The organism is Pseudorhizobium tarimense (assembly GCF_022968135.1).
GTDB lineage: Bacteria > Pseudomonadota > Alphaproteobacteria > Rhizobiales > Rhizobiaceae > Neorhizobium > Neorhizobium tarimense.
Genome location: NZ_JALJRA010000017.1, coordinates 62,153 through 82,520, shown reverse-complemented (window position 1 = coordinate 82,520; position 20,368 = coordinate 62,153). Strand labels below are relative to the sequence as shown.

Annotated in this window: 16 protein-coding genes and 1 pseudogene; 4 read left to right on the top strand and 13 right to left on the bottom strand. The window is 58.4% G+C overall.

The window, feature by feature from the left end; translation table 11 throughout:
* Positions 1 to 31: 31 nt before the first annotated feature.
* Positions 32 to 1,462: a hypothetical protein gene (locus MUU54_RS19410; RefSeq protein ID WP_247245665.1), complete on the bottom strand. Its 1,431-nt coding sequence runs from the start codon at positions 1,460 to 1,462 to the stop codon at positions 32 to 34.
* A gap of 873 nt (positions 1,463 to 2,335) precedes the next feature.
* Between MUU54_RS19410 and MUU54_RS19405 the strand changes: the two genes are divergently transcribed.
* The gene (locus MUU54_RS19405; protein WP_247245664.1) at positions 2,336 to 3,562 is read left to right on the top strand and encodes a GNAT family N-acetyltransferase; all 1,227 of its coding nucleotides are present in this window, start codon (positions 2,336 to 2,338) and stop codon (positions 3,560 to 3,562) included.
* A gap of 184 nt (positions 3,563 to 3,746) precedes the next feature.
* On the opposite strand, the pseudogene MUU54_RS19400 reads toward MUU54_RS19405, so the two are convergent.
* Together MUU54_RS19400 and MUU54_RS19395 are read right to left on the bottom strand one after the other, a co-directional pair.
* Positions 3,747 to 4,290: pseudogene (locus MUU54_RS19400) on the bottom strand (polysaccharide biosynthesis/export family protein).
* A gap of 321 nt (positions 4,291 to 4,611) precedes the next feature.
* Positions 4,612 to 4,860 (bottom strand): hypothetical protein, encoded by a 249-nt coding sequence (locus MUU54_RS19395; protein WP_247245663.1) that lies wholly within the window; start codon positions 4,858 to 4,860, stop codon positions 4,612 to 4,614.
* A gap of 494 nt (positions 4,861 to 5,354) precedes the next feature.
* Here MUU54_RS19395 and MUU54_RS19390 point away from each other — a divergent pair, with 494 nt between their 5' ends.
* Positions 5,355 to 7,466: a TonB-dependent receptor domain-containing protein gene (locus MUU54_RS19390; protein ID WP_247245662.1), complete on the top strand. Its 2,112-nt coding sequence runs from the start codon at positions 5,355 to 5,357 to the stop codon at positions 7,464 to 7,466.
* Between the two features lie 127 nt (positions 7,467 to 7,593).
* Here the strand turns inward: MUU54_RS19390 and MUU54_RS19385 are convergent, their stop codons facing one another.
* From MUU54_RS19385 to MUU54_RS19365, 5 genes are all read right to left on the bottom strand, one after another.
* The gene (locus MUU54_RS19385) at positions 7,594 to 7,899 is read right to left on the bottom strand and encodes a DUF2218 domain-containing protein (RefSeq protein ID WP_247245661.1); all 306 of its coding nucleotides are present in this window, start codon (positions 7,897 to 7,899) and stop codon (positions 7,594 to 7,596) included.
* A 50-nt stretch (positions 7,900 to 7,949) separates the two neighbouring features.
* Positions 7,950 to 8,708 (bottom strand): iron ABC transporter ATP-binding protein, encoded by a 759-nt coding sequence (locus MUU54_RS19380; RefSeq protein WP_247245660.1) that lies wholly within the window; start codon positions 8,706 to 8,708, stop codon positions 7,950 to 7,952.
* Positions 8,705 to 9,631, bottom strand: coding sequence for an iron chelate uptake ABC transporter family permease subunit (locus tag MUU54_RS19375; protein ID WP_247245685.1), 927 nt, complete (start codon positions 9,629 to 9,631; stop codon positions 8,705 to 8,707). The genes MUU54_RS19380 and MUU54_RS19375 overlap by 4 nt, the downstream gene beginning before the upstream one ends.
* 28 nt (positions 9,632 to 9,659) lie before the next feature.
* Positions 9,660 to 10,622 carry an ABC transporter permease gene (locus tag MUU54_RS19370; protein ID WP_247245659.1) on the bottom strand — a complete coding sequence of 321 codons (963 nt, stop codon included), beginning with the start codon at positions 10,620 to 10,622 and terminating at the stop codon, positions 9,660 to 9,662.
* 74 nt (positions 10,623 to 10,696) lie between these two features.
* On the bottom strand, positions 10,697 to 11,617 hold the full coding sequence (locus MUU54_RS19365; RefSeq protein WP_376742216.1) for a siderophore ABC transporter substrate-binding protein: 921 nt from the start codon (positions 11,615 to 11,617) through the stop codon (positions 10,697 to 10,699).
* Positions 11,618 to 11,880: 263 nt separating this feature from the next.
* Here MUU54_RS19365 and MUU54_RS19360 point away from each other — a divergent pair, with 263 nt between their 5' ends.
* Positions 11,881 to 13,332 carry a glycosyl transferase family protein gene (locus MUU54_RS19360; protein WP_247245657.1) on the top strand — a complete coding sequence of 484 codons (1,452 nt, stop codon included), beginning with the start codon at positions 11,881 to 11,883 and terminating at the stop codon, positions 13,330 to 13,332.
* Between the two features lie 437 nt (positions 13,333 to 13,769).
* On the opposite strand, the gene MUU54_RS19355 is transcribed toward MUU54_RS19360, so the two are convergent.
* The 3 genes from MUU54_RS19355 to MUU54_RS19345 all read right to left on the bottom strand — a co-directional run bounded on the left by MUU54_RS19355 (position 13,770) and on the right by MUU54_RS19345 (position 16,244).
* Positions 13,770 to 14,516: a class II aldolase/adducin family protein gene (locus MUU54_RS19355; RefSeq protein ID WP_247245656.1), complete on the bottom strand. Its 747-nt coding sequence runs from the start codon at positions 14,514 to 14,516 to the stop codon at positions 13,770 to 13,772.
* A 78-nt stretch (positions 14,517 to 14,594) separates the two neighbouring features.
* A complete protein-coding gene (locus tag MUU54_RS19350) occupies positions 14,595 to 15,578 on the bottom strand; it encodes a Bug family tripartite tricarboxylate transporter substrate binding protein (RefSeq protein ID WP_247245655.1) in 984 nt (327 codons plus the stop codon).
* Between the two features lie 24 nt (positions 15,579 to 15,602).
* Positions 15,603 to 16,244, bottom strand: coding sequence for a glutathione S-transferase family protein (locus tag MUU54_RS19345; protein WP_247245654.1), 642 nt, complete (start codon positions 16,242 to 16,244; stop codon positions 15,603 to 15,605).
* A gap of 184 nt (positions 16,245 to 16,428) precedes the next feature.
* Here MUU54_RS19345 and MUU54_RS19340 point away from each other — a divergent pair, with 184 nt between their 5' ends.
* The gene (locus MUU54_RS19340) at positions 16,429 to 17,436 is read left to right on the top strand and encodes an NAD(P)-dependent oxidoreductase (protein ID WP_247245653.1); all 1,008 of its coding nucleotides are present in this window, start codon (positions 16,429 to 16,431) and stop codon (positions 17,434 to 17,436) included.
* Here the strand turns inward: MUU54_RS19340 and MUU54_RS19335 are convergent.
* Positions 17,396 to 18,676, bottom strand: coding sequence for a LysR substrate-binding domain-containing protein (locus tag MUU54_RS19335; protein WP_247245652.1), 1,281 nt, complete (start codon positions 18,674 to 18,676; stop codon positions 17,396 to 17,398). The two genes, MUU54_RS19340 and MUU54_RS19335, sit on opposite strands and share 41 nt — an antisense overlap.
* Positions 18,677 to 18,765: 89 nt before the next feature.
* Positions 18,766 to 20,238, bottom strand: coding sequence for an aldehyde dehydrogenase family protein (locus MUU54_RS19330; RefSeq protein ID WP_247245651.1), 1,473 nt, complete (start codon positions 20,236 to 20,238; stop codon positions 18,766 to 18,768).
* Positions 20,239 to 20,368 lie beyond the last annotated feature (130 nt).

The window sequence follows — 20,368 nt, the reverse complement described above, 5'->3', positions numbered from 1 at the left end:
TCAGAAAGGGGAGCGTCCGGAGGTTGAGACATCAGACAGGAGCTTGTTGAACGGGAGAAGAGCGTTCTGGGGCAGGGAGGGCGCTGCTAACAGCCGGAACCGGCCAGGATAGTGCAGCCGCCATCCCATAGATGCAGGCATTCATTGTTCCGAAATCTGCCGAAGTGCCGGCGAGGGTGCCCATGATGAGCACAGGCGGCATGTAGAAACGCGTAGCAGTGAGGATGGCTTCATCCACTTGGACGCTGGCAGGCGATTTGCGCAAAAACGTTTGAAGTATGAATCCATAAAACAGCAATCCGCCGATCACGCCGCAATTGCTGAAGACGGCCACAACGCCGTTCGATGCACGTGTTGCGCCCACCCCGACCCCCAATCCCCAGGTATCGACGAGGGCCGCCAGCGAAACGGCCGTCCACATGCTTCGTTCCTCGTAGGAGTCTGAAGCCGTCTTCTGGAAGATGATCGTATCAACCAGCTCCACAAGGGGGTCGAACAGCGAGGGGTTGGCAACCGCCAGGAGATAGACCGCGCTGGAGCCAATCAGAAGCGACCAAAACTCCGCAAGCAGCCCCTCACGAGCGACGCTTCCTTTCTCGGTGGTCAGCAGCCGCCAGAGCCATTCGATCGCCGCCGCGCAACCAAATACAGCCAGTCCCCCATAGGCAGCTGACGATGTCGAAAGTAGAGCAGAAACTGTAAGCAAGACGATGAGGCAGGGCGTCGCATAGAGGCGGATCCAGGGGGAGGCGATCGCTCGGCGGAAGAAGTAGATTGCCGAAAGAAATGCCACAGCGAGCGAACCGTAGGCTGAAGCTTCAGGCATCAACCCCACAACCCGTTTGACATTGGCAATCTCGACATCCGTTAAATAATCGTACGTCGCGGTGCGAAACACGTCGAGGTAGGGGCCCAATCCTACCAGGTCCAGACATCCTGTCAGCGCGACCATGCCGCCGCCGGCGCACATGGCGACGAGTACGTGCTGGCGCGTCCGTGGCGACCGGAGCCCCAGGGCGCAGGCGAGCACGGTGAGGATTGAGATCGTCAGATACATGAGCTGCGATATGTTCTGCTGCGTTGGATAAAGGCCGACGCCGCTGGTTGCCTCTTCCAGACGCATTGGAATGATGGTCACGGATCCTGCGAAGATGCGTGGCATGAACAGTGTTACCCACACGGCCACTACCCAGAACAGAAAGAGCAGCAGGCACTGCGACGGTCGCAAAGCGATGTCCAAGAGCCGGGGCAGCCCGTTGGCGCCGCCGCCGTACATCGCGATGATCGCCAGAGCAATGATCGGTGGAGGCGTTAGGCTTAGCCCCTGCGTCAGCTCAGGTGGAACTACGGACAACGATCCGAAGGACATCGAGCAGAACAGAAGATAGAAAATTAAGGGGCCCCGAATGGTGATTGCGACGAGCAAAAGCACCCAAAACAACAAAATTGGTAGCAGGTTCATCTTATTCTCATTGGCGGCGAAACTCGAGCGGGCTTTCAAAGCGACAAAACCATATCCTCCTGAATTGTTGCTTAACCTGCTAACGCTCAGATCGAGGATCAGAGACGAGTAGACGGGCTCTATCGTGCCAGCAGAAAGGACTGTGTTCGTCGCGAGCTGAGGCTTCCATGCTGCCCGAATATTCCTAACTCGCATTCAATGGATGTGGAGGATCTTTGTTATCGCCAAAAGGACGCATTTCCTGTTGCTCGCTCCATCGAGGAGATGGACAAGAACGTTTCGCCGATCCTTCGCGACCAGGCACCGCGACGACTGCGCCACACTCGTGAAGGTGGTGTGACGGATCGTTCACCGCGTCGGTGCGGAGCATGCACGCCAGGACGAAGATCCGACGGCCGTTGAGAGTAAGGTCGACGGTGCGCAGGGCGGAGCCCTTTTTCGAAGCAATGCTGAAAGCATAGCCGGATCTGGAACCGTGCCAAGCTTCCCAATGAAAGCGCTGAAGCCAGATCTGGGGATTAAGCGCAAGCGACGAGAGGAGGCCGGTTTAACCGAGGGTCAGGCGATAAAGGAGCTCGTAATGGAGATGAGAAGGAGACTTTTGCCGTCGATTGTATGGCTCATCTGCTGATGGTATCGGATCCGTCAATAAGCAGATCCTTGCCCTGCTGCGACAGATCCGCAACGGACACTCTCCCAATAAACTTGTCCGAATATTAATAGAGGCGAAACTGCGTCCTGTGGATCGTGTTGTCAGATTCAAGGCCGTACTTTAGGTTGCCGTGAAAATGGTTAAACCGGGCGCATGTCCTTCCTGAAAGGCCGGTTTCTGCTCTTAGCTTTAATAACGACTGGTTATAGTGGAGTTGGTTGATGGACTACAGTGGTATCGCGCGTGCCGACGCGCCGCTACGCCAACCGGAACTTGGCGTTTCCACCCATGCTCATCACGAGACTGGGCTGGTCGTGGCTATCGCGGAATTTCCACTGCAAGCACAAGTGCTTGAGCAGTGGCGGGGCCTCGGCAGGAACGCGCTTGTGCCGAACCTGTTCTACGAGGCGGACTTCGCACAGGCGGCCGCCCATGCCTTCGGCAAAGGCGTGAAGGTGGCGCTGTTCTTCACGAGCGATGGAGAGCTCGTCTTTGCATGGCCTTTCCTGATTTCATCTAAGCGGTGGGGCTTGCCGCTTCGCGCGATGATTGGGTGGCACCATAACTTTTCTGCCTTGGGCGTGCCTTTGATCCACCGGGATCATGATTCAGCTGCCTTACGCTGCTTCCTCGCCCTTCCAAGAATTGTACCTGGCTTACCGCGTCGCGTATGGCTGCCGCTTGTCCCTGACACCGGCGCATTCTCTGAACCGCTAAAGAACCACTGCGCGCAGCTTGGACTGCGCACGGCCTTGTTCGAATGCCACGCGCGAGCAATGTGGCAGCGGGGGGAAAGGGACGATCCGCTGAACACGCTGTCGGCGGGTAGTCGATCCAAGCTCCGGCAGGAGTATCGGCGGCTCGAGAAAGATGGCACGATAGTCTTTGAAACGTTGAATAAAGTCATAGACATTCTGCCAGCCCTTGAAGAGTATTTCGAGCTTGAGGCGACAGGCTGGAAGGGACGCATCGGAACAGCAATTCCGCAATCGGCTGCGGAAGCGATGTTCATGCGTAATGCGGTCAAGGCATATGCAGAGCAAGAACGTTTGCGGATCCATCGTTTGCGCATCGGAGAGACGACCATCGCGTCATCGATAACCTACATAACGGGTGATCATGCCTGGTACACAAAGATCTCCTTCAATGATAGATATGCAAGAAACTCGCCGGGCTCGCAGCTGGTCTTGAAGGTCACCGAAGCATTCCGTCGTGGCGAAGCACAGTCTGCAGACTCGTGCGCTCCGCCCGGCCATCCTTTGATGGCGCGCTTTTGGCCGCTCCGTTTTGGGCTATCTAATGTGCTGCTAGAGCTCGAATCGAGGCACAATCTTTATGTCCTGACGGTTCAGCTGGAGAAACTGCGGCTTCTAGCACGGCAGCTGAACAGGTCCAGAAGAGAATATATGGGCCGCTGGGTCCGTTCCTACGGGGGCGCAAAGACGTAGCATCTGCTCCCAAAAAATGGAACGCTGGTGCAAATCTCAGCGAGTGGAATCGTCAACGCTAGTCCTGTATTCTAGGAAATCGTATTGAACCGCCCTTCTGCGCTCTATTGATCGCAAGGTCCGAGCGCTCGATGCCGATCGCTTGTCTTCGCGATTCCGACGACCGCTGTCCCTCCGTTGACGATCAGAAGAAGCGCTCACGAACGACGACGATATCCCCGGCGAGCACAGGGGCCGAGGTTGGAGTGCGGCCGGTAATGACTCTGCCGTTAATTTTACGGGTGACGTCGATGTCGCGATGGTTGGCCCGCGGGGTGAAGCCACCGGCGATGGTCACGGCGTTTTGAGCTGTCATGCCCGGGACATACGAATACTGGCCAGATCGTCCGGCTTCGCCCATGACGAAGACCGGACGATAGCGGTCGATCTCAGTTGTGACATCAGGGTCGCGCAGGTAGCCCTGCTTCAGGCGAGCGGCGATTGCACCTTCAAGCGCTGGTAGCGTTTGTCCGCGCGCAGCCACGTGTCCAATCAGGGGGAAGGCAACGAAGCCCCTTTTGATCTACTGAGTATGTAGTCGAAAGGGCGGGTTGTCTGAAAACCGTCACCCGCAAGCGGTCGCCGCTGTCAAGTCGATAGGGGTGAAGGGCTGCTTGTTCAAAAGATCTTGGCGCAGGCTCGTGGGTGGCGCAGGCGGAGACGCCGCTGCCCAAGACAAGTGCCAGCATCAATCAGGCGCGGTTGACGGGTGGCGACCATGTGTAGCGGGCTCCAGAACTTATTGATGGGCCGAAGTATCGGCCCATCATGGTTAATGAAGCTGCAACATATGTCGAATCATCCTAGGCACGCGTTGGCCGGCTCGCCTGGAATAGTAAGAGCAGCCACGCGCCGAAGAGGTAGGCAGCACCCGATACGGAACGCTCTACTGGTAACGGTTGGTACATCGCTTGGCGTTGTCACCTTGGCTAAATCGACCTGCGCTGACTCTCGTCTGCAGCCTGATTGGAAAAGGCCGTTATGTCTGGACGTTCCTAATTCCCCGGGGGCTATGACCTTGTGGCAAGGTCGCTTTCTCCGACGACAACTGCCTTGAATGCCTCCTTAAGATTCTGGTACCGGTAGAGCCCTGCAGCGCATTCCTCTTTAAGTCGCTTCAGGAGTGCAAGTTCGGCATCAGGCGCGTTATTAGACATCGCTCTTAGGCGAATGTCGCTCTCAATCTCCTCCACTTTTGCCTGATATGCAGAGACTGTGTCGAGGACGTAGTGCTGGTGCTTCTGAAGGACAAAGCTCATGCGACGGCTCCACTGATAGCTCATGATCGTAATTCGTAGGCTTGAGACATTGCAAGTTGTCCCTCAAAGCCTGGTTAATGCGGTGGCCGGCGGTCCATAGATGCAAATTCTATCTGATCTAGCCTCTTCTCTTGCTGCCTTGGTTCAGCCGGCAGCCAGGGAGCCTGGTCCAACAGTATCAGCGCTTCGCCGTCCCCCACACATGTGCCCAGTCCGGCCGTAACCTGCCGCGCAGGAACTCCTTCGTCATTCAAACAGCCGCAGGGGTGACTCGATCGACACGACCATGGCGATGGAGTCGGGGCGCTGAGTCCTCAATCAACGCGATCTGCTTGAAGATGCCGTCCCAAACGGTCCGACTGACATCAACTCCAACGGATCTCATTTGCTTATTCGTGCATTTAGACTGGTTCTAAAACAGGCTCATTGTTGGCCGCAGATTGTGATCCTAAAAGTACACTATCCAATTCAAGTTAACGGGGGCAATAATAGAGATGGTCTGGGCGGTGGATCTGGAGCGTGCATGGTGCAAGAGCAGAGCTGGAAGGGCAGCATCAGCTCGGATCCTTCTTGCGGGTACGATTGCGGGCGTGGCTGGGTACGCGTCGGCGCAGGAGACGGACGAGGAAGCGGCTCTTGAAACAATCGTGGTAACGGCATCCGGCTTCGAACAGAACGTCAGGGATGCACCGGCGAGCATAACCGTCGTGACGCGCGAAGAACTGGAGAAAGGCGCTTTTCGGGACCTGACGGATGCACTTCGAGAGGTTCAGGGGGTGGCGGTAACCGGTGTGGCGAACGAGAAGGATATCTATATCCGAGGCCTCCCCGGCACCTATACGTTGATCCTTGTCGACGGCAAGCGGCAGAGTACGCGCGATGCTCGTCCTAATGGTAGCTCCGGCTTTGAGCAGAGCTTTATCCCGCCGGCTGCTGCGATCGAGCGGATCGAGATTGTCCGTGGACCAATGTCCTCCCTCTACGGCTCGGACGCGATGGGCGGCGTAATCAACATTATCACGCGGAAAGTGTCCGATGTCTGGTCAGGCAGCGTCACGACGGAAGCCACGCTGCAACAACACAGCAGGTTCGGTAATAGCGGTCAGGTTTCCTTCTATGCCAATGGGCCAATCCTGAGGGACACGTTGGGCCTGCAGATCTGGGGACGCGGCTACAGGCGAGGCGAGGACGATCTTCTCAGTGGCATCACCGGCGCGAAGGAAGGCGACCTCACCGGACGGCTGACGCTGACGCCGAACGAGGACCACGACATCTACCTCCAGGGCGGGCTCAGCCGCATCGAAAGACATGCGACGCCCGACAACACCTTGGAAGCAAGCGACGACGGAACCGAACCTCACCACGACCGCGATCACTGGTCTCTCTCCCACACCGGCCGTTGGGGTCCGACGACCTCCGAATTCTCGATTCAGCAGGAGTGGGGCCAACGTACCATCTACAACTACGATCCTGCAACGGACCGGTATGTGCGCAATCCGCGCGCCCCGGAGATCCGCAACACTGTCATCGACGGCAAGTTCACCACTCCATTCGATTTCCTCGGGGAACATACTACGGTCACCGGAGGGCAGTACTTGGAGGGCCGTCTTTCGGACCAGAACCCCGGTCGCCGCACCGGCGTCACCGAGACCTTCAGCGTCGACCAATGGGCGCTTTTTGTAGAAGACGAGTGGAGGATTGCCGACGATTTCGCGCTGACGACGGGCGTGCGTCTCAACCATCACGAGGTATACGGCGAGAACATCACGCCTCGAATCTACGGCGTCTGGAATGCTACCGAGGAATTGAGCATCAAGGGAGGCGTCTCCACCGGCTTCCGCGCACCAGACATCCGTCAGATCGCTCCTGGATACGCGATGACGACCGGCGGGGGCGGCTGCTCCTATGGCCCAAGTGGCACTTGTGGTGTGATTATCGGCGATCCCGATCTGGAGGCTGAAACCAGTACCAGCTACGAAGCGGGGGCAGTTTGGGAGCACGGAGACTTCGTTCTTGGCGGGACCTATTTCTACACGGACTTCAAGGACAAGATCAGTAACGCGCTGGTGCTCAACAGCAATGGCACGCCAGTGCGCTGGTCGGAGGATCCGAACTACCGGCTCTGGTACAGCTACAACATCGATGATGCCGTCATTCAGGGCGTCGAGCTGACGGCTACGTGGTACGCAACCCCAGATCTCACTTTCCGCGGTAGCTACACCTATACTCATTCGGAGCAGCAGACAGGCGACTTTGCCGGTTTCCCGCTTTCGCGGACGCCGGAGCACATGGCGAACGTGAGGCTCGACTGGGTCACCCCCGTCGAGGGACTGGAGGCTTGGGTGTCGGGAAATTATCACGGTGAAGAAATAGCCGCAGGCGCACGTATCGGGACTAATGGCGACCCGGTGACGATCAACGGCCAGCCAGGGCGCAAGTACGATGCCTACGCGACATTCGATATCGGCGCCAAATACGACGTGGGCGAGGGCTTCACGATGAATGCTGCCGTTTACAACCTCTTGGACAAAGAGATCGAGCAAACGGACTTCAACACCCTCGTTGAAGGCAGGCGGTTCTGGCTGAGTCTCACCAAGACCTTCTAAATCAGCTAACAGTGGCCGGTACTTGAAGGTCAGGCTGGTCCGCTGCTTCAGCGAAGATGAAAGCTCTGCCGCAGTTTCGGCGGCGGAGTTTCACAGCATTTGCCTATGCTGCTGCCGGCAGGCGCAATCAACCCTGCGTCCATTCGACGTTCAGCTCCTCACGGAAGGCGAAGCGGACAAGATGGCGTACCACGACATCCTCGAGCTGCGGCAATTGTGAAGCCTCCTCGGCTTCCACGCGCACAAGCAAGGAGGCGTCTTCGGCACGAAGATTGCACTCTCCCGTCATCAGGCTGATCTGACCGTTTCTTTCGTCGAATGTGACAGGACGTTTGTGAGCAAAATGTTTGCACAGTTGCTGCAGATATTTACTGGCATGCTCAGTCGCAATGCTTGTTTGGCTTGCGGCGCGGACGTTTCGTGCAGTCATCATATCTTCTTTCTGTTGAGTAACGTCGGTATAGGCGGAGTCGGTCAGGGAAGTCACGTGTAGTAGACAGCGATACGGTTGCCTCCTAGTTCTTGGACCTCGAAGGGGCAGCCATAGGTCTGCTCGAGGGTCTCGGAACGAATGATCTCGCGCGGCGACCCCTGCAGGAACAGCTTGCCGTCCCGCATGACGATGATGTGGTTTGAGTAGCAGGAGGCGAAGTTGACGTCGTGGAGAACGACGACCACGGTCTTCCCGAAGTCCCTCGCAGCGTTCCCCAACAGCTTCATCATCCCGACCGCATGGCGGATATCGAGGTTGTTCAAGGGCTCGTCGAACAACATGTAATCGGTGTCCTGGCACAGCACCATGGCGACGAACGCTCTCTGCCTCTGCCCGCCGGAGAGTTCATCCAGGAAGCGGTCACCAAGGTCATTCAATCCAAGATAGCCGAGTGCGCGACCGATATGGGCTTGATCGTCTGCGGTGATGCGCCCCCTGCTGTAGGGGTAGCGACCGAAGGCAACCAGGTCGTGCACGGTCAGGCGTGCCGTCATGTGGTTGTCCTGGCGCAGGATCGAAAGCCGGCGCGCTAGTGTCTCGCCAGAGGTTCTAGCAACGTCCAATCCGTCCACCAGCACCGTGCCCCGGTCGCAAGGGATCAGGCGGGCGATCATCGACAGAAGCGTCGACTTGCCGGCGCCGTTAGGCCCGATGATGGAGGTAATGCCACCTTTGGGGAGTTGCGCGGTTACGTCGTCCACAACAGTTGTGCTGCCATAGACTTTCGTAACGCCGGAGAATTCGATCATCGGGCATGGCCCCTGAGAAGATAGAAGATGAAGAAAAGGCCGCCTGCAAACTCGATCACGATCGACAGTGCCGTGTCGAAGGCGAACACGCGTTCAAGGATCGTCTGGCCTCCGACGAGGCAGATGACGGCAAGCAGGATCGCCGCCGGAAGCACGTAGCGGTGCTTGGCGGTCGGCATCAGGATATAGGCGAGATTGGCGACCAGAAGGCCGAAGAAGGTGACAGGGCCAACCAGCGCAGCGGAGACCGAAACGAATATCGCCACGAGCGCCAGCACGGTCATCGTGATCCGCCGATGGTCCACGCCTAGCGAAATCGCCGTCTCGCGTCCCAACGACATTACATCGAAGGTATGGAAGATGCGAAGGCCAACCGCGCTTGCTCCCACCACCATCAGCGCGGAGATCATCAGTAGATTGGGATCGACAGCATTGAAGCTCGCAAACAGCCGATCCTGGAGAACCACGAAGTCATTGGGATCGATCAGCCGCTGAAGAAAACCGGACAGGCTGCGGAACAAGGTGCCAAACACGACGCCGATCAGGAGCAGCAGATGCAGGTCCCGGACCGCACCCGAAAATAGAAAACGGTAGAGCACAAGCGAGAATGCCAGCATCGTACCGATTTCAACGACAAACATCAGGCGCACATCGATGGCGGAGGTTGCGGCGGCTCCGAGCCCGAAGACGAGAAGCGTCTGCAGAAGCATGTAAAGCCAGTCGAAGCCCATGATTGCCGGCGTAAGGATGCGGTTGTTGGTAATCGTTTGGAAGAGTACTGTTGACACTGCGATGGAATACGCCACCAGGGCCAGCGCGAGGAGTTTCACGCCCCGGAAGGGCAGGACGAAGCTCCAGTTGCCCCGTGCACCGATCGTCATGAAGGCGATGGTGGCGGTAGCTGCGACCGCCGCGATAACCATCAGGGTGACGATTGAAGAACGTTTCCTTTCATGCCGCACGGGATCGCCTCCGCAACAGCATGCTGAGGAAGAAGATGCTGCCGATGATCCCAAGCATGGAGCCGACCGGGATTTCGTAAGGCGCGTTGATAACGCGTCCGATCGTGTCGCAGAGGAGCACGAGCACCGCTCCGCTCAAAGCGACCCATGGCAGGGTGTGGCGCAGACGGTCACCCATCGCCATACTGACGAGATTGGGGACGATCAGTCCGATGAACGGCAGGATTCCGGCAGTCACCACCACGGATGCCGTTACCATGGAGACGATCAAGAGGCCCAGAGCCACCACCTTGCGGTAGTCCAGCCCTAGGTTGGTCGAGAAATCCTTGCCCATGCCGGCCACGGTGAAACGGTCCGCGGCGAAGTAGGCTGCAGCGGTCAGTGCCAGTGCCAGCCACAGGACTTCATAGCGCCCTCGGAGCACTGCAGAGAAGTCGCCGCTAGTCCATGCCCCCATCGCCTGCATGAGATCATAGCGGTAGGCAAAGAAGGTCGTGCAGGCATTGATTACGCCGCCAAGCATCAAACCCACAAGAGGAACCAGGACAGGAGACCGTAGCGGCACACGCCGCAGGATCCCGAGGAAGAGAGCCGTGCCGGCCAAGGCGAAAAGGGCCGCGACCAGCATCTTCATCATTACCGGAAGATCTGGTGCAAGAAGAAGCACCGCCAGCATGCCGAGGCTCGCGGACTCCACCGTGCCTGCCGTCGATGGCTCGACGAAGCGGTTGCGGGAGAGCAGTTGCATAATAGTCCCGGCAACGGCCATTCCGGCGCCCGCCAGTATCAATGCCGCGGTCCGCGGAATGCGGCTTTCCCCCAGTACCAGAAGCATCTTTTCATTGCTCTCGCCGCTGAGGAGGGCAAAGAAGGAGATCTCGCTAACGCCGACAAACAAGCTAGCGACTGCGAGGGCAGTGGTAGCCAGCAGGGCAATAACAAAGAGCTTCACGAGGTCACCATGAGAAATGCAGAGCGGCAGCAACCGAGGAGCCGATTGCTGCCGTTTATGTTCAACTGAGCTGATTACTTGGCGTCAAGCGCCTCCGTCAGTTGATCGACGGTGTTCTGCATCGCGGTGAGGCCTCCGCCAACAAGATACCAGGCGGTAGAGTCGAGGTACACGACCTGGTCCTCTCTCCATGCGGTCGTTCGCGCGACGATCTCGTTGTCGAGAAATTTCGCCGCAGCCTGTCCGTCGCGTCCGATTGCAGCGTCCCGGTCGATGACAAACAGCCAGGCGGGGTTCCTTTCCAGTATGTACTCGAAGGAAATCGGCTGGCCATGCTGGCCCACCTTGATGGTTTCATCCGCCTGTTGAATGCCGTAGTCGGTAAAGAGGACCCCGAAGCGGGAGCCGGCACCGTAGGTGCTCATCTTCCCGCCGGTAGTGAGAATCAGAAGGCCCTTGCCAGCGGCAGCCGCCTTCTGTTTGAGGGCAGTCACCGAAGCGTCAAGTTTTTGTAGAGCGGCATCTGCTTCAGCCTGTTTGCCGAAGATCTCGGCAAGTGTCTCAACGTTGGTCTTCGCGCTCTCCACGTAATGGGTCGGGTCGATCGTCATGTCGATCGTCGGAGCTATCCTTGCCAGATCCTCGAACTTGGCGGAAGAGCGACCGCCGACGATGATGAGGTCGGGCTTTGCGCCACTAACCGCTTCATAGTCCGGCTCAAAAAGCGAGCCGATGTTCAGGATATCGCTGCCAGAATACTTGGACAGGTAGTCGGGCTTCGTACCGGAGGGCACGCCGTCTACCTCCACACCTAAGGTGTGGAGGGTGTCGAGGCTGGCCATGTCGAAAACAAGCACCTTCTGCGGCGTCGACGACAGTGTCGTTTCACCTTTGCTGTGCTTGACGACAATCTCTGCGGCAGCAGCCGATGGCATCGCATGGGAGGCAAGAGCAACACCGGCAACGGCGAGAGCAAGGGAAAGAGTTTTGGGCATTGCGGACATGATCGTCTCCAAACTCGGTCGAAGGGGTCCGACCAAGATAACTTGAGTACATAAAGCCAGTTATCGATGGGCTGCACGTATGGTCAATTCATCTTTTCTGTAGCCGTTCTAACTTGCGATTAGCGCAAATTAGTAGGCTCTTCAAAAGAAAAGTTGAGAAAACTTAGAAGGTTTGATAGGCGCGACATCGCTAGCATCTTCCACTTCGCTGGCGATCTGTGCCTGTGGTTGGTGCGAAGAGATGATTATGTTTAATGACGACTGACTTCAGACCCCCACCAATTGGCAAGATCAAGCTTCTCCTCGCTCTCGACGCGCTGCTACGAGAGGGAAGCGTCACGGGTGCCGCGGCCAGTCTGGAGTTGCAGGTCTCGTCTGTCAGTCGCATGCTGGGCGAACTTAGGGATCTTTTCGATGACCCGATTTTCATCCGGACCGGTCGTGGTTTGCGGCCAACTCCATTTGCTGAATCGCTAAGGTTAAGGGTCCGTGCACTGGCGGAGGAGGCGGAGGCTCTTCTCCAAGGGGAAGGGTGGACCTCAAGGAAGCCCACTGTCCCGGCGCCAATCGAACATCGCTCGGATGGATGGCAAAAGCCATCGAAGGTCGCGCCGCCGCCGCTTGCCGTCACCCGTGGTGAGCATCTCGAAGCGGCCCCGACCCACTCGGGCATCGCTCGGCGGATTGCCGGGATCGGAGATAACGAAGAGCCTCAACGACGCCTCGCGAAATACATCGCTTTGACATCGCCGGGGCCCGGCCGGAGCCGCACTTTGGACGTCGAGGAAGCACGCGACGCGCTCGCCATCATCTTGAGAGGAGAGGCGGATCCGGTGCAGCTGGGCGCTCTTTTGATGACGCTTCAATATCGTGGGCCAACAGCCCTGGAACTTGCTGGCTTCGTGCGAGCCATCCGTGAGGTGGCGGCGTCCACAGTCGGGCCTTGCCTTCGGCCTGATTTGGACTGGCCTGTCTATGTCTCGCCGCGATGGAAGAGGCCGCCCTGGTTCGTTCATGCGGCAAGGCTTGTTGCGGCGGCCGGTCATCGCGTCGTCATGCATGGCCATTTTGGAAACGGTAGCGACAGCGGCAAGTTGGAACAAGCAGCGGAAAGAGCCGGGATCGCAGTATGCCTTTCGTCCTCTGACGTGTCCGCGGCGCTCAACGCTAGCAACATCGCTTATGTTCCTCTCGCTGCCTTTGCGCCCCAAACCCAGAGCATCCTCAATCTCCACCCGCTCCTGGAGACTCGTACCCCGCTTCACAACGTCCTGCCGCTCATCAACCCATTCGGTGCTTCTGCCACGTTGGCGGGTTCGCCGGGAGGCGCATCGCGGCTGATTTATGCTGACGTGGCTAAGCTCTTGGGCATGAAGCGCGTCACGGTAGCGAGTTCCGTTCGCAGCTTCGCCCAGGTAAATCCGACGCGGGCAACGACACTGACACGGATCTTCGACGGACGAGAAATTAGTGAGCGCGTGCCGGTACGGCCCGAGGTACCAGGCAGTGGACTGCCCAGCAGCGGCTATAGCCAGAGAGAATATTGGGAGGCGGTGTGGTCAGGCGCGGCCCGTGATGATCTTGCAGAGGCCTCGATCATCTACACAGCGGCGGCTGCTTTGCTCTCTGTCTCCGGTGATCCTGGGGCTCGGTTCGACGATTGTTTGAAGCAGGCGACGGATCATTGGCGAAAGCGCGGGCGCTAAGAAGGATGACAAAGAACCAGGTCAGGCTCCCCCCCAAGCGCAGCTCCAGCCCCTCGGCCAAGCCCGGTAGCGGGATGAAGAACGGCTGCTTGTGGTCCGCCATCCAATAACTCCACAATCCTTCATAGAAAGGTAGCGCTGCAGCATACGGAGGAGCTGCAGACGACCCGCAGGTTTACCTCGGATGCGTTGGTTTTTTAAATTTCCTCTCCGAAAGGGTGTCGCATGAGTGCACGCCTCTTGAGGCGGACCTGTTCCAAGCGGGTGTGGGCGTGGCTGGCCTCATTGCGGCGGAAGTTGGCTGAAATATGAATGATGCTCGCTGCTTCAAAGGTGAACGGCTCCGGTCATGCAGATGGCATTCCTCTTGATCCGTCCGAACGCGCTTGAACTTCTCGAGAGGGGGCTCGGACGTCGGGCAAAGGTGCCAGAAGAAACTACCAGCCATATCTGTCCCTTGCCTGCGTCCGCCACAGATCCCAGGCCCGCATGCCCGCTGTTCTGTTCGGGCCATCTGCGAGATCTCCTTCTTGCGGCGTCAGCGCTGCGATAGCACCCTTTGAGCAGAGCGAGTGCGTCCAGTGCTGAATGCGGGCGTTCACTTCGGTATAGACGGCACGAAAAACCGCGATTTCAAGCGTGGGGCCACACGCGACAGAACCGTGAGCCCGCATGAGAGCCACGTCCCGCCTGCCAAGCGTTCGCGCTAACGCCGCTCCCTTAGGGCAATCGCACACCAGCATGTCAGTCGGGCCGAACTCTTCGGCGATATCAAAGACGGGGACCTCTGTGGCAAGGAAGGCCGCGTTGTGGAACATGGCGCGCATGGATTGGCGAACGAGCGAGAACGGAATTACCGACGGCGAATGGCTATGGACGATCGAATGGATGTCCGGGCGGACTTTGTAGATCTCTCCGTGGATGAACCGCTCCAAAAAGCCGTTGGCGGCATCCTTTCTCGTCGGCGTACAATCCAGATCATATTCCTGGATATCGGCCGGCGTGACCAGGGCCGGTGCGAGAGAACGGGACATCAGGAAACGGTCCGGTGCATCAGGATGACGCATGGAGACATGACCGAAGCCATCGACGACGCCATGATCGGCAAGGATGCGGCTGGCGGCGGCGAGATCCGCCAGCCGCCCCGGTTCAACGTGTCGCCCTTTCTTCGGCAAGTCGCTCATGATTACTCCGATAGATAAAGTGCAGTTCGCAGCCGGCGGATCTCCCGCCGGCCGCTGGAGGATTGACTGAACCTCAACTTACTTGGAGGTGCCGCCGACAGCGGAGGCCATCTTGCTCCACGAGGCGATGTCTTCTTCGAAGAACGCCTTCGTCTCTGCTACATCCCGCTTCTCCGTCTTCACGCCTGCCATTTGAAAGCTCTTGATGACATTAGGTTCGTCGAGGGCCTTGTTCACTGCCGCGTTCAATGTCTCGACGATTTCGCTATTCGTGCTGGCCGGCACAAAGAGCCCGACCCATGACGACGCAATGACACCATCGAAGCCCTGCTCTTTGAACGTACCGACATCCGGGATGGCGTCGTGCCGGGTCGTATCGGCGATTGCCAGTCCTTTCAGGAGACCTTCGCGGATGAATGGGTAGGCGGAATTCGATGAGCCAACTAGATTGACTTCCCCGGCAATCGCCGCCTGATTGGCCGGTCCGCCGCCCTGGTAGGTCACTTCCACGACATTCTCGAGCCCGGCCACCTCGTTGAGGAAGTAGCTGGTAGTTATCTGCGAGCTTGTTCCCTTGCCCGCGGAGCCCAGCGTCACCTTATCCTGCGCCTTTGCCCATTCTATCAGCTCGGCAAGATTGGACGCAGGTACTTGTGGGTTTGCCGCCAGAACCTCCGGTGAAGAAACTGGGATCGCAACTGGCGTCAGGTCTGCAAGGTCATACTCGACTTTTGTTCCCAAAGCCTTGGTCAGGGAAATGCCGGCGGTCGTGACGAGCACCGTGTATCCATCGTCTGGGGCCGCAGCGATATTGGCAGCGGCAATGTTGCCGCCCGCGCCACCCTGGTTCTCCACGACCACTGGCTGGCCCAGATTTTCTGACATGGCCTGGGCAATCACGCGGCCCATGCTGTCGGCAAAGCCGCCGGCGGCGAAACCCACAATAAACTTTATGGGCTGGTTGGGATATTCTTGCGCGTTGGCTGGGCCGACAAGTCCCAGTGTAAGTCCCAGCATTACGAGGCCGGATGTGGCCCTCTTCGTGACTCTCTTCACAGGCATGTTCTCCTCCGTTCATTTGCTTTCTCAAACCGCCGTCTCAGCGGGTATAGGTATCGCAGCGCTGGCGTTCAGCATTCGATACCCTGCGTTCACCGCTGGTCGCTGGGCGATTTCGCGGTACCACCGCAGCAGACTCGGGAAGTCCTCCAGGTCCATCCCCGATCTTTTAAAGCGGGCAATCCATGGCCAGATGGCGATGTCGGCCATCGAATAGTCTCCGGCAACAAAGCCGTCTGTCTTCAAGGTCAGGTCGAGGAGCTTGAACTGCCGGGAGAGCTCCGCCGAAAAGCGGGTGAGCGCGTAGTCGCCTCGTGTGCGATCTTGCCGAAAATGAGTGACCAGCCCGGCAGTCGGTCCAAGAGCGGACATCTGCCAGAATATCCATTGCCTGGCGCGCCAGGCACTCGGCTCATCCTGCGGCACCAGGCGTCCTGTCTTGCCTGCCAGGTATAGAAGTATGGCGCCCGATTCTGAGAGGGTGACTCCCGCGGTCTTGTCTGCGATTGCCGGCACCTTTGCATTCGGATTGATCGCCAGGAACTGGACCGCCTTTTGGTCACCGGCATTGATGTCCACCGGATGAACCGCTACCTCGAGATCCAGTTCACAGACCGCGATGTTGACCTTCTGGCAGTTTGCCGTCTTCCAAGTGTAAAGGTCGATCAAGCGAAGCTCCCGCGCCGGCTGCTCTACATCCAACCATGCCCAAGTTCGTGCTGCTGCCCCAATTCGAATTCCTGTCAGTTAGATAAGATGTATATGACTGCCTGGCGTCAAATCTGGTTTCGGTTCAGGACCTGGTCCACCATGAGGCCCCACCGCGGTCAGCCAATCTGGGGGAGGAGAGTTCATGCGAGAATTGCGGATCAAGGATCGCTCTGCAGGCTTGCCTCCCGTGAGTCGGGTGGCGGTTCCGGCAGTCTCCTTCGCACAACACCCCGGGCTGGTTGCTCGCCTGGAGAAAGGCTATCCGGGCGCGAAGGTGAATGTGGAAGGCGACATCTACTATCGGTCGGAAGAGGAGACCATCGCCTACCTCCGTGGTCACGATGCGGCGATTGTTTCCTTCGAGAAGATCAACGATCGCGTCCTTTCAGCCCTCCCGGACCTGAGGGTGGTTTCAAAGCTCGGGGTGGGCCTGGACCAGATCGATCCACTCGCCATGCGCAAACATGGAGTGCGTCTCGGTTGGACACCAGGTGTCAACAAGAGGGCAGTTGCCGAACTCGCCTTATGTACGGCAATGGCGGCTCTCAGGCATGTCATGGAATGCAACCTATCCATGCGCAACGGCGAAAGACCGCTTACAAGACTTGGCCGTCAGTTGAGCGGCCGTGTCGTCGGCGTCCACGGAGTAGGCGAGATTGGCCAGGAATTTATCCGCCTGCTGCAGCCTTTTGGATGTCGTGTGCTGGGCTGTGACAACAAGGATCGGTCTGACTTCTATGTCCATCATGGCGTCGAACAGGTCGATATGGAAGAATTAGCAGCTCGATCGGAAGTGTTGTCGATCCATCTGGGCCTAAACCCGACGACCCGCAACCTCTATGACCTGGGCCGGTTGCGAAGCCTTCGCCCGGACTGCGTGCTGATCAATACTGCAAGAGGCGGAATCATTGATGAAAGGGCTCTTCACCGCGCCCTGTCGGAAGGCTGGATTGCGGCGGCGGCGCTCGATGTCTTTGCAGAGGAGCCGACGTCAGAGGATGACCTCCTCAGGCTTCCAAACCTGATCTCCACACCTCATATTGGGGCAAGCTCAGTCGAGGCACGCTGGCATATGGGTGTTACGGCAATCGACGGCCTGACGGACAACTTCATCCCTGTGCCAGGGAGGTACCCGTTCGAGTTCTTCTGACGGCCACGGGTGAGATGACTTGGGAATGCGAATCGGCGGCGCCTTTGGGAGCATTCAGGAGAGTGAGAAGATCAGACTGGGCGGCGCTCGGCTTCCAGTCGCGCCTCAACATTACGCCAATCGGCCTGTGAGCCTCGGGCAGATCGATGGGCAGCACCTTTACAAGCCCCTGGTGCTCTTCGTAGTGCAACTGGCGCCGGGACACGAAGGCAATGCGGTCACTTTCTACGAGGAAGGCGCGCAGCGAGACGCTGGAGCTGACCTCCACCAGTCGCTTTGGCTCCATGAGAGCCCTTGAACGGAAAGCTTTGTGAAAAATGTCCCGGGTCGGTGTGCCGGTCGGCGGGACCACCCACGGGTAACCGATCGTGTCTGCGAGAGACAGGCTCTCATAGCGACAAAGCGGGTGCGCGCTTCTGACGACCACGGACAGGGCATCATCAAACAGCAGCCGCTCTTCGATGTCTTTGTACGTCTCCGTATTCCGCAAGGCGCCAACCACCATGTCGGAGTCGCCGCTACGCAAGGCTGCGATCAGTGACGCATATGGACCCTCTGTAATCCTGACGCTGATATCCGGGAAGGAGCGTAGTAGGCTAGTGACGGCATGCGGCACGAGATCGACCCGTGCCAGCGGCATCGAGCCTATGACAATCCGACCGGTCTTGTACCCGCGCAGATTTTCGAGTTCTTCAGTTCCCACCTCGATCTCGCGAGCAGCAAGCTTCGCGCCACGGGCGAGTATCTCGCCTGCAGCCGAGGGAAGAAGGACCCTTCCCGAGCGCAGCAAGAGCTTTGCACCAACGACTCTTTCTAGCGCGGCCACAGTCCGCTGCATGGAGAGAAGAGAAATGCTCAGTGCATTCGCAGCGGATTCAAAGCTGCCGCAGTCCTTGAAAGCCATCAGCGCCCGCAACTGTGCGGTGGTGATATGCCGCAACGGATCGCGCGGCGGGCTATCCGGGCTTCCCCCGGACGCCGCTACGATGGCTTTCCCCAGGATTTCTAAGGCCCTGTCAACGCGATTGATGATGATCGTGCCGAAGTCGGAGACAAACATCCCGCTGCTTGTTCGCTCGAAAAGGAACGTTCCGAGCTCTGCCTCAAGCTTCGTGATCGCCTGCGTGACAGCCGGTTGAGAAAGGCAGATTTCCGCGGCAGCGCGATTGACGCTGCTGTGGCGTGCGGTCAGGCTCAGGGCGCGCAGGTGCCTGAGGTTAGGTAAGGTTGGGACCGACAAGCCATTCCTCCCAAAATGCTGCCTGACGCAAGTCTACTTTGATAATCGCCACGCGCCTAGCAATATTGGCAGCTTCCCCGGGTGACGTCTCAACCGAGCAGGATGTTGATCGCCTTTTCTTCCGTATAGCTCAAAAGATCGGCAAAGGATTCCTCGCTGCCCGTGCCCGAGTTGCGGCGTCCGCCGAAGGGAACTGCAGGGAAATGAGTGCCAACACCGTTGACCCAGATGCATCCCGAATCGATGCGTCTGGCCGTCGTGAGTGCGGTGTTGATGTTCTGGCTCCAGACAGAAGCAGTCAGGCCATATTCGAGCGAATTGGCGATCCGGATGGTTTCGTCGAGGTCAGTCCACTTGAAGATAGCCAGGATAGGGCCGAACACCTCCTTCTGCGCAAGGGTCATCTCCGGGCGCATGTTCGAGAACACGGTCGGCTCCCACCAATAGCCGCTTTGAGGCAGATCTGACTGATCGGGCCGTCGGCCTCCGGTCTCGAGCTTGCCCCCCTCTTCGAGCGTCACGCGGACGAAGCGCTGGACCTTCTCGTACTGGGCCTTGTTGTTGATCGGGCCCACTTCGGAGGTTGGGTCGCGCGGATCGCCGATCTTTCGGGCCTGAATTCGAGAGACGACATCAGCAAGAACCTTGTCGTGAATATCCGCGTGAAGGAAGAGCCTGCTCGTTGAGCCGCAGGATTGGCCCTGCCAGCCGAAGTTCATGCCGCGCACCGCTGCCGCCGCTGCCTTATCGAGGTCGGCATCCGGGAACACCATCATCGGGTTCTTGCCGCCGAGTTCGAGGGAAACCTGCTTGATGGCCACTTCTGCGGCCCGGCGCTGGATAAGCATTCCCGTCTCGACCGAGCCGATGAAGCCAATCCGTTTGATGCGGGGATGGCGCACGATCGCATCGCCGGCCTCGCTGCCGAATCCCGTCACGATATTGACCACCCCTGGTGGAAAGATCGCCGCACAGAGTTCGGCCAGATAGCAGGCTGAAAGAGGACTTTGTTCCGCAGGCTTCACAACCACGGTATTACCGGCAGCAAGGGGAGCTGCGATTTTTGCTGCGGCGAACATCAGCGGGTGATTGAAGGGAACGATCTTGCCCACGACTCCATAGGGCACCCGAACGGTCATGTGGATATTGCCCGGCGTCGCCGGGATGGTGTCGCCCTTCAGCTCGTAGCCAAGACCGGCATAGTATTCGAGTTGATTGGCTGCATTCGCGATGTCGTGGCGCATCTCACCTATCGTGTTGCCGGTGTCGCGAACCTCGATATCCAGCATAGAGTCGGCATGGTTACGCAGTGCCGCCGACAGCCGTCGCATATAGGCGGCTCGTTCCGGTACGGTCAGCCCGGCCCAGCCCGGCTGCGCGCGCTCAGCTGCCGCGGCAGCGCGATCCACGTCCGCAGCCTTCCCTCTGGGAACCGATCCGAGGACGGAGCCGTCGGCGGGATTGATCGAGTCGTATCGTGCGCCATCGATGGCGTCCACCAGTTCGCCATCGATAAGGTTGCGTGCTTTGTGGAGGTCAAAGTCCAGGCCCTGGATACTCACTTTTAGTCCTTTCGCAGTCTGGCATCGCCCAGGCGGGCCGATCAGTCACGTCGACGGTAAGGAGCGAACGGTAAAGCGGGCAAATTCGATTTGGGTGCTGCCCGATAACAATGGACGCAAGGCAGGCGCC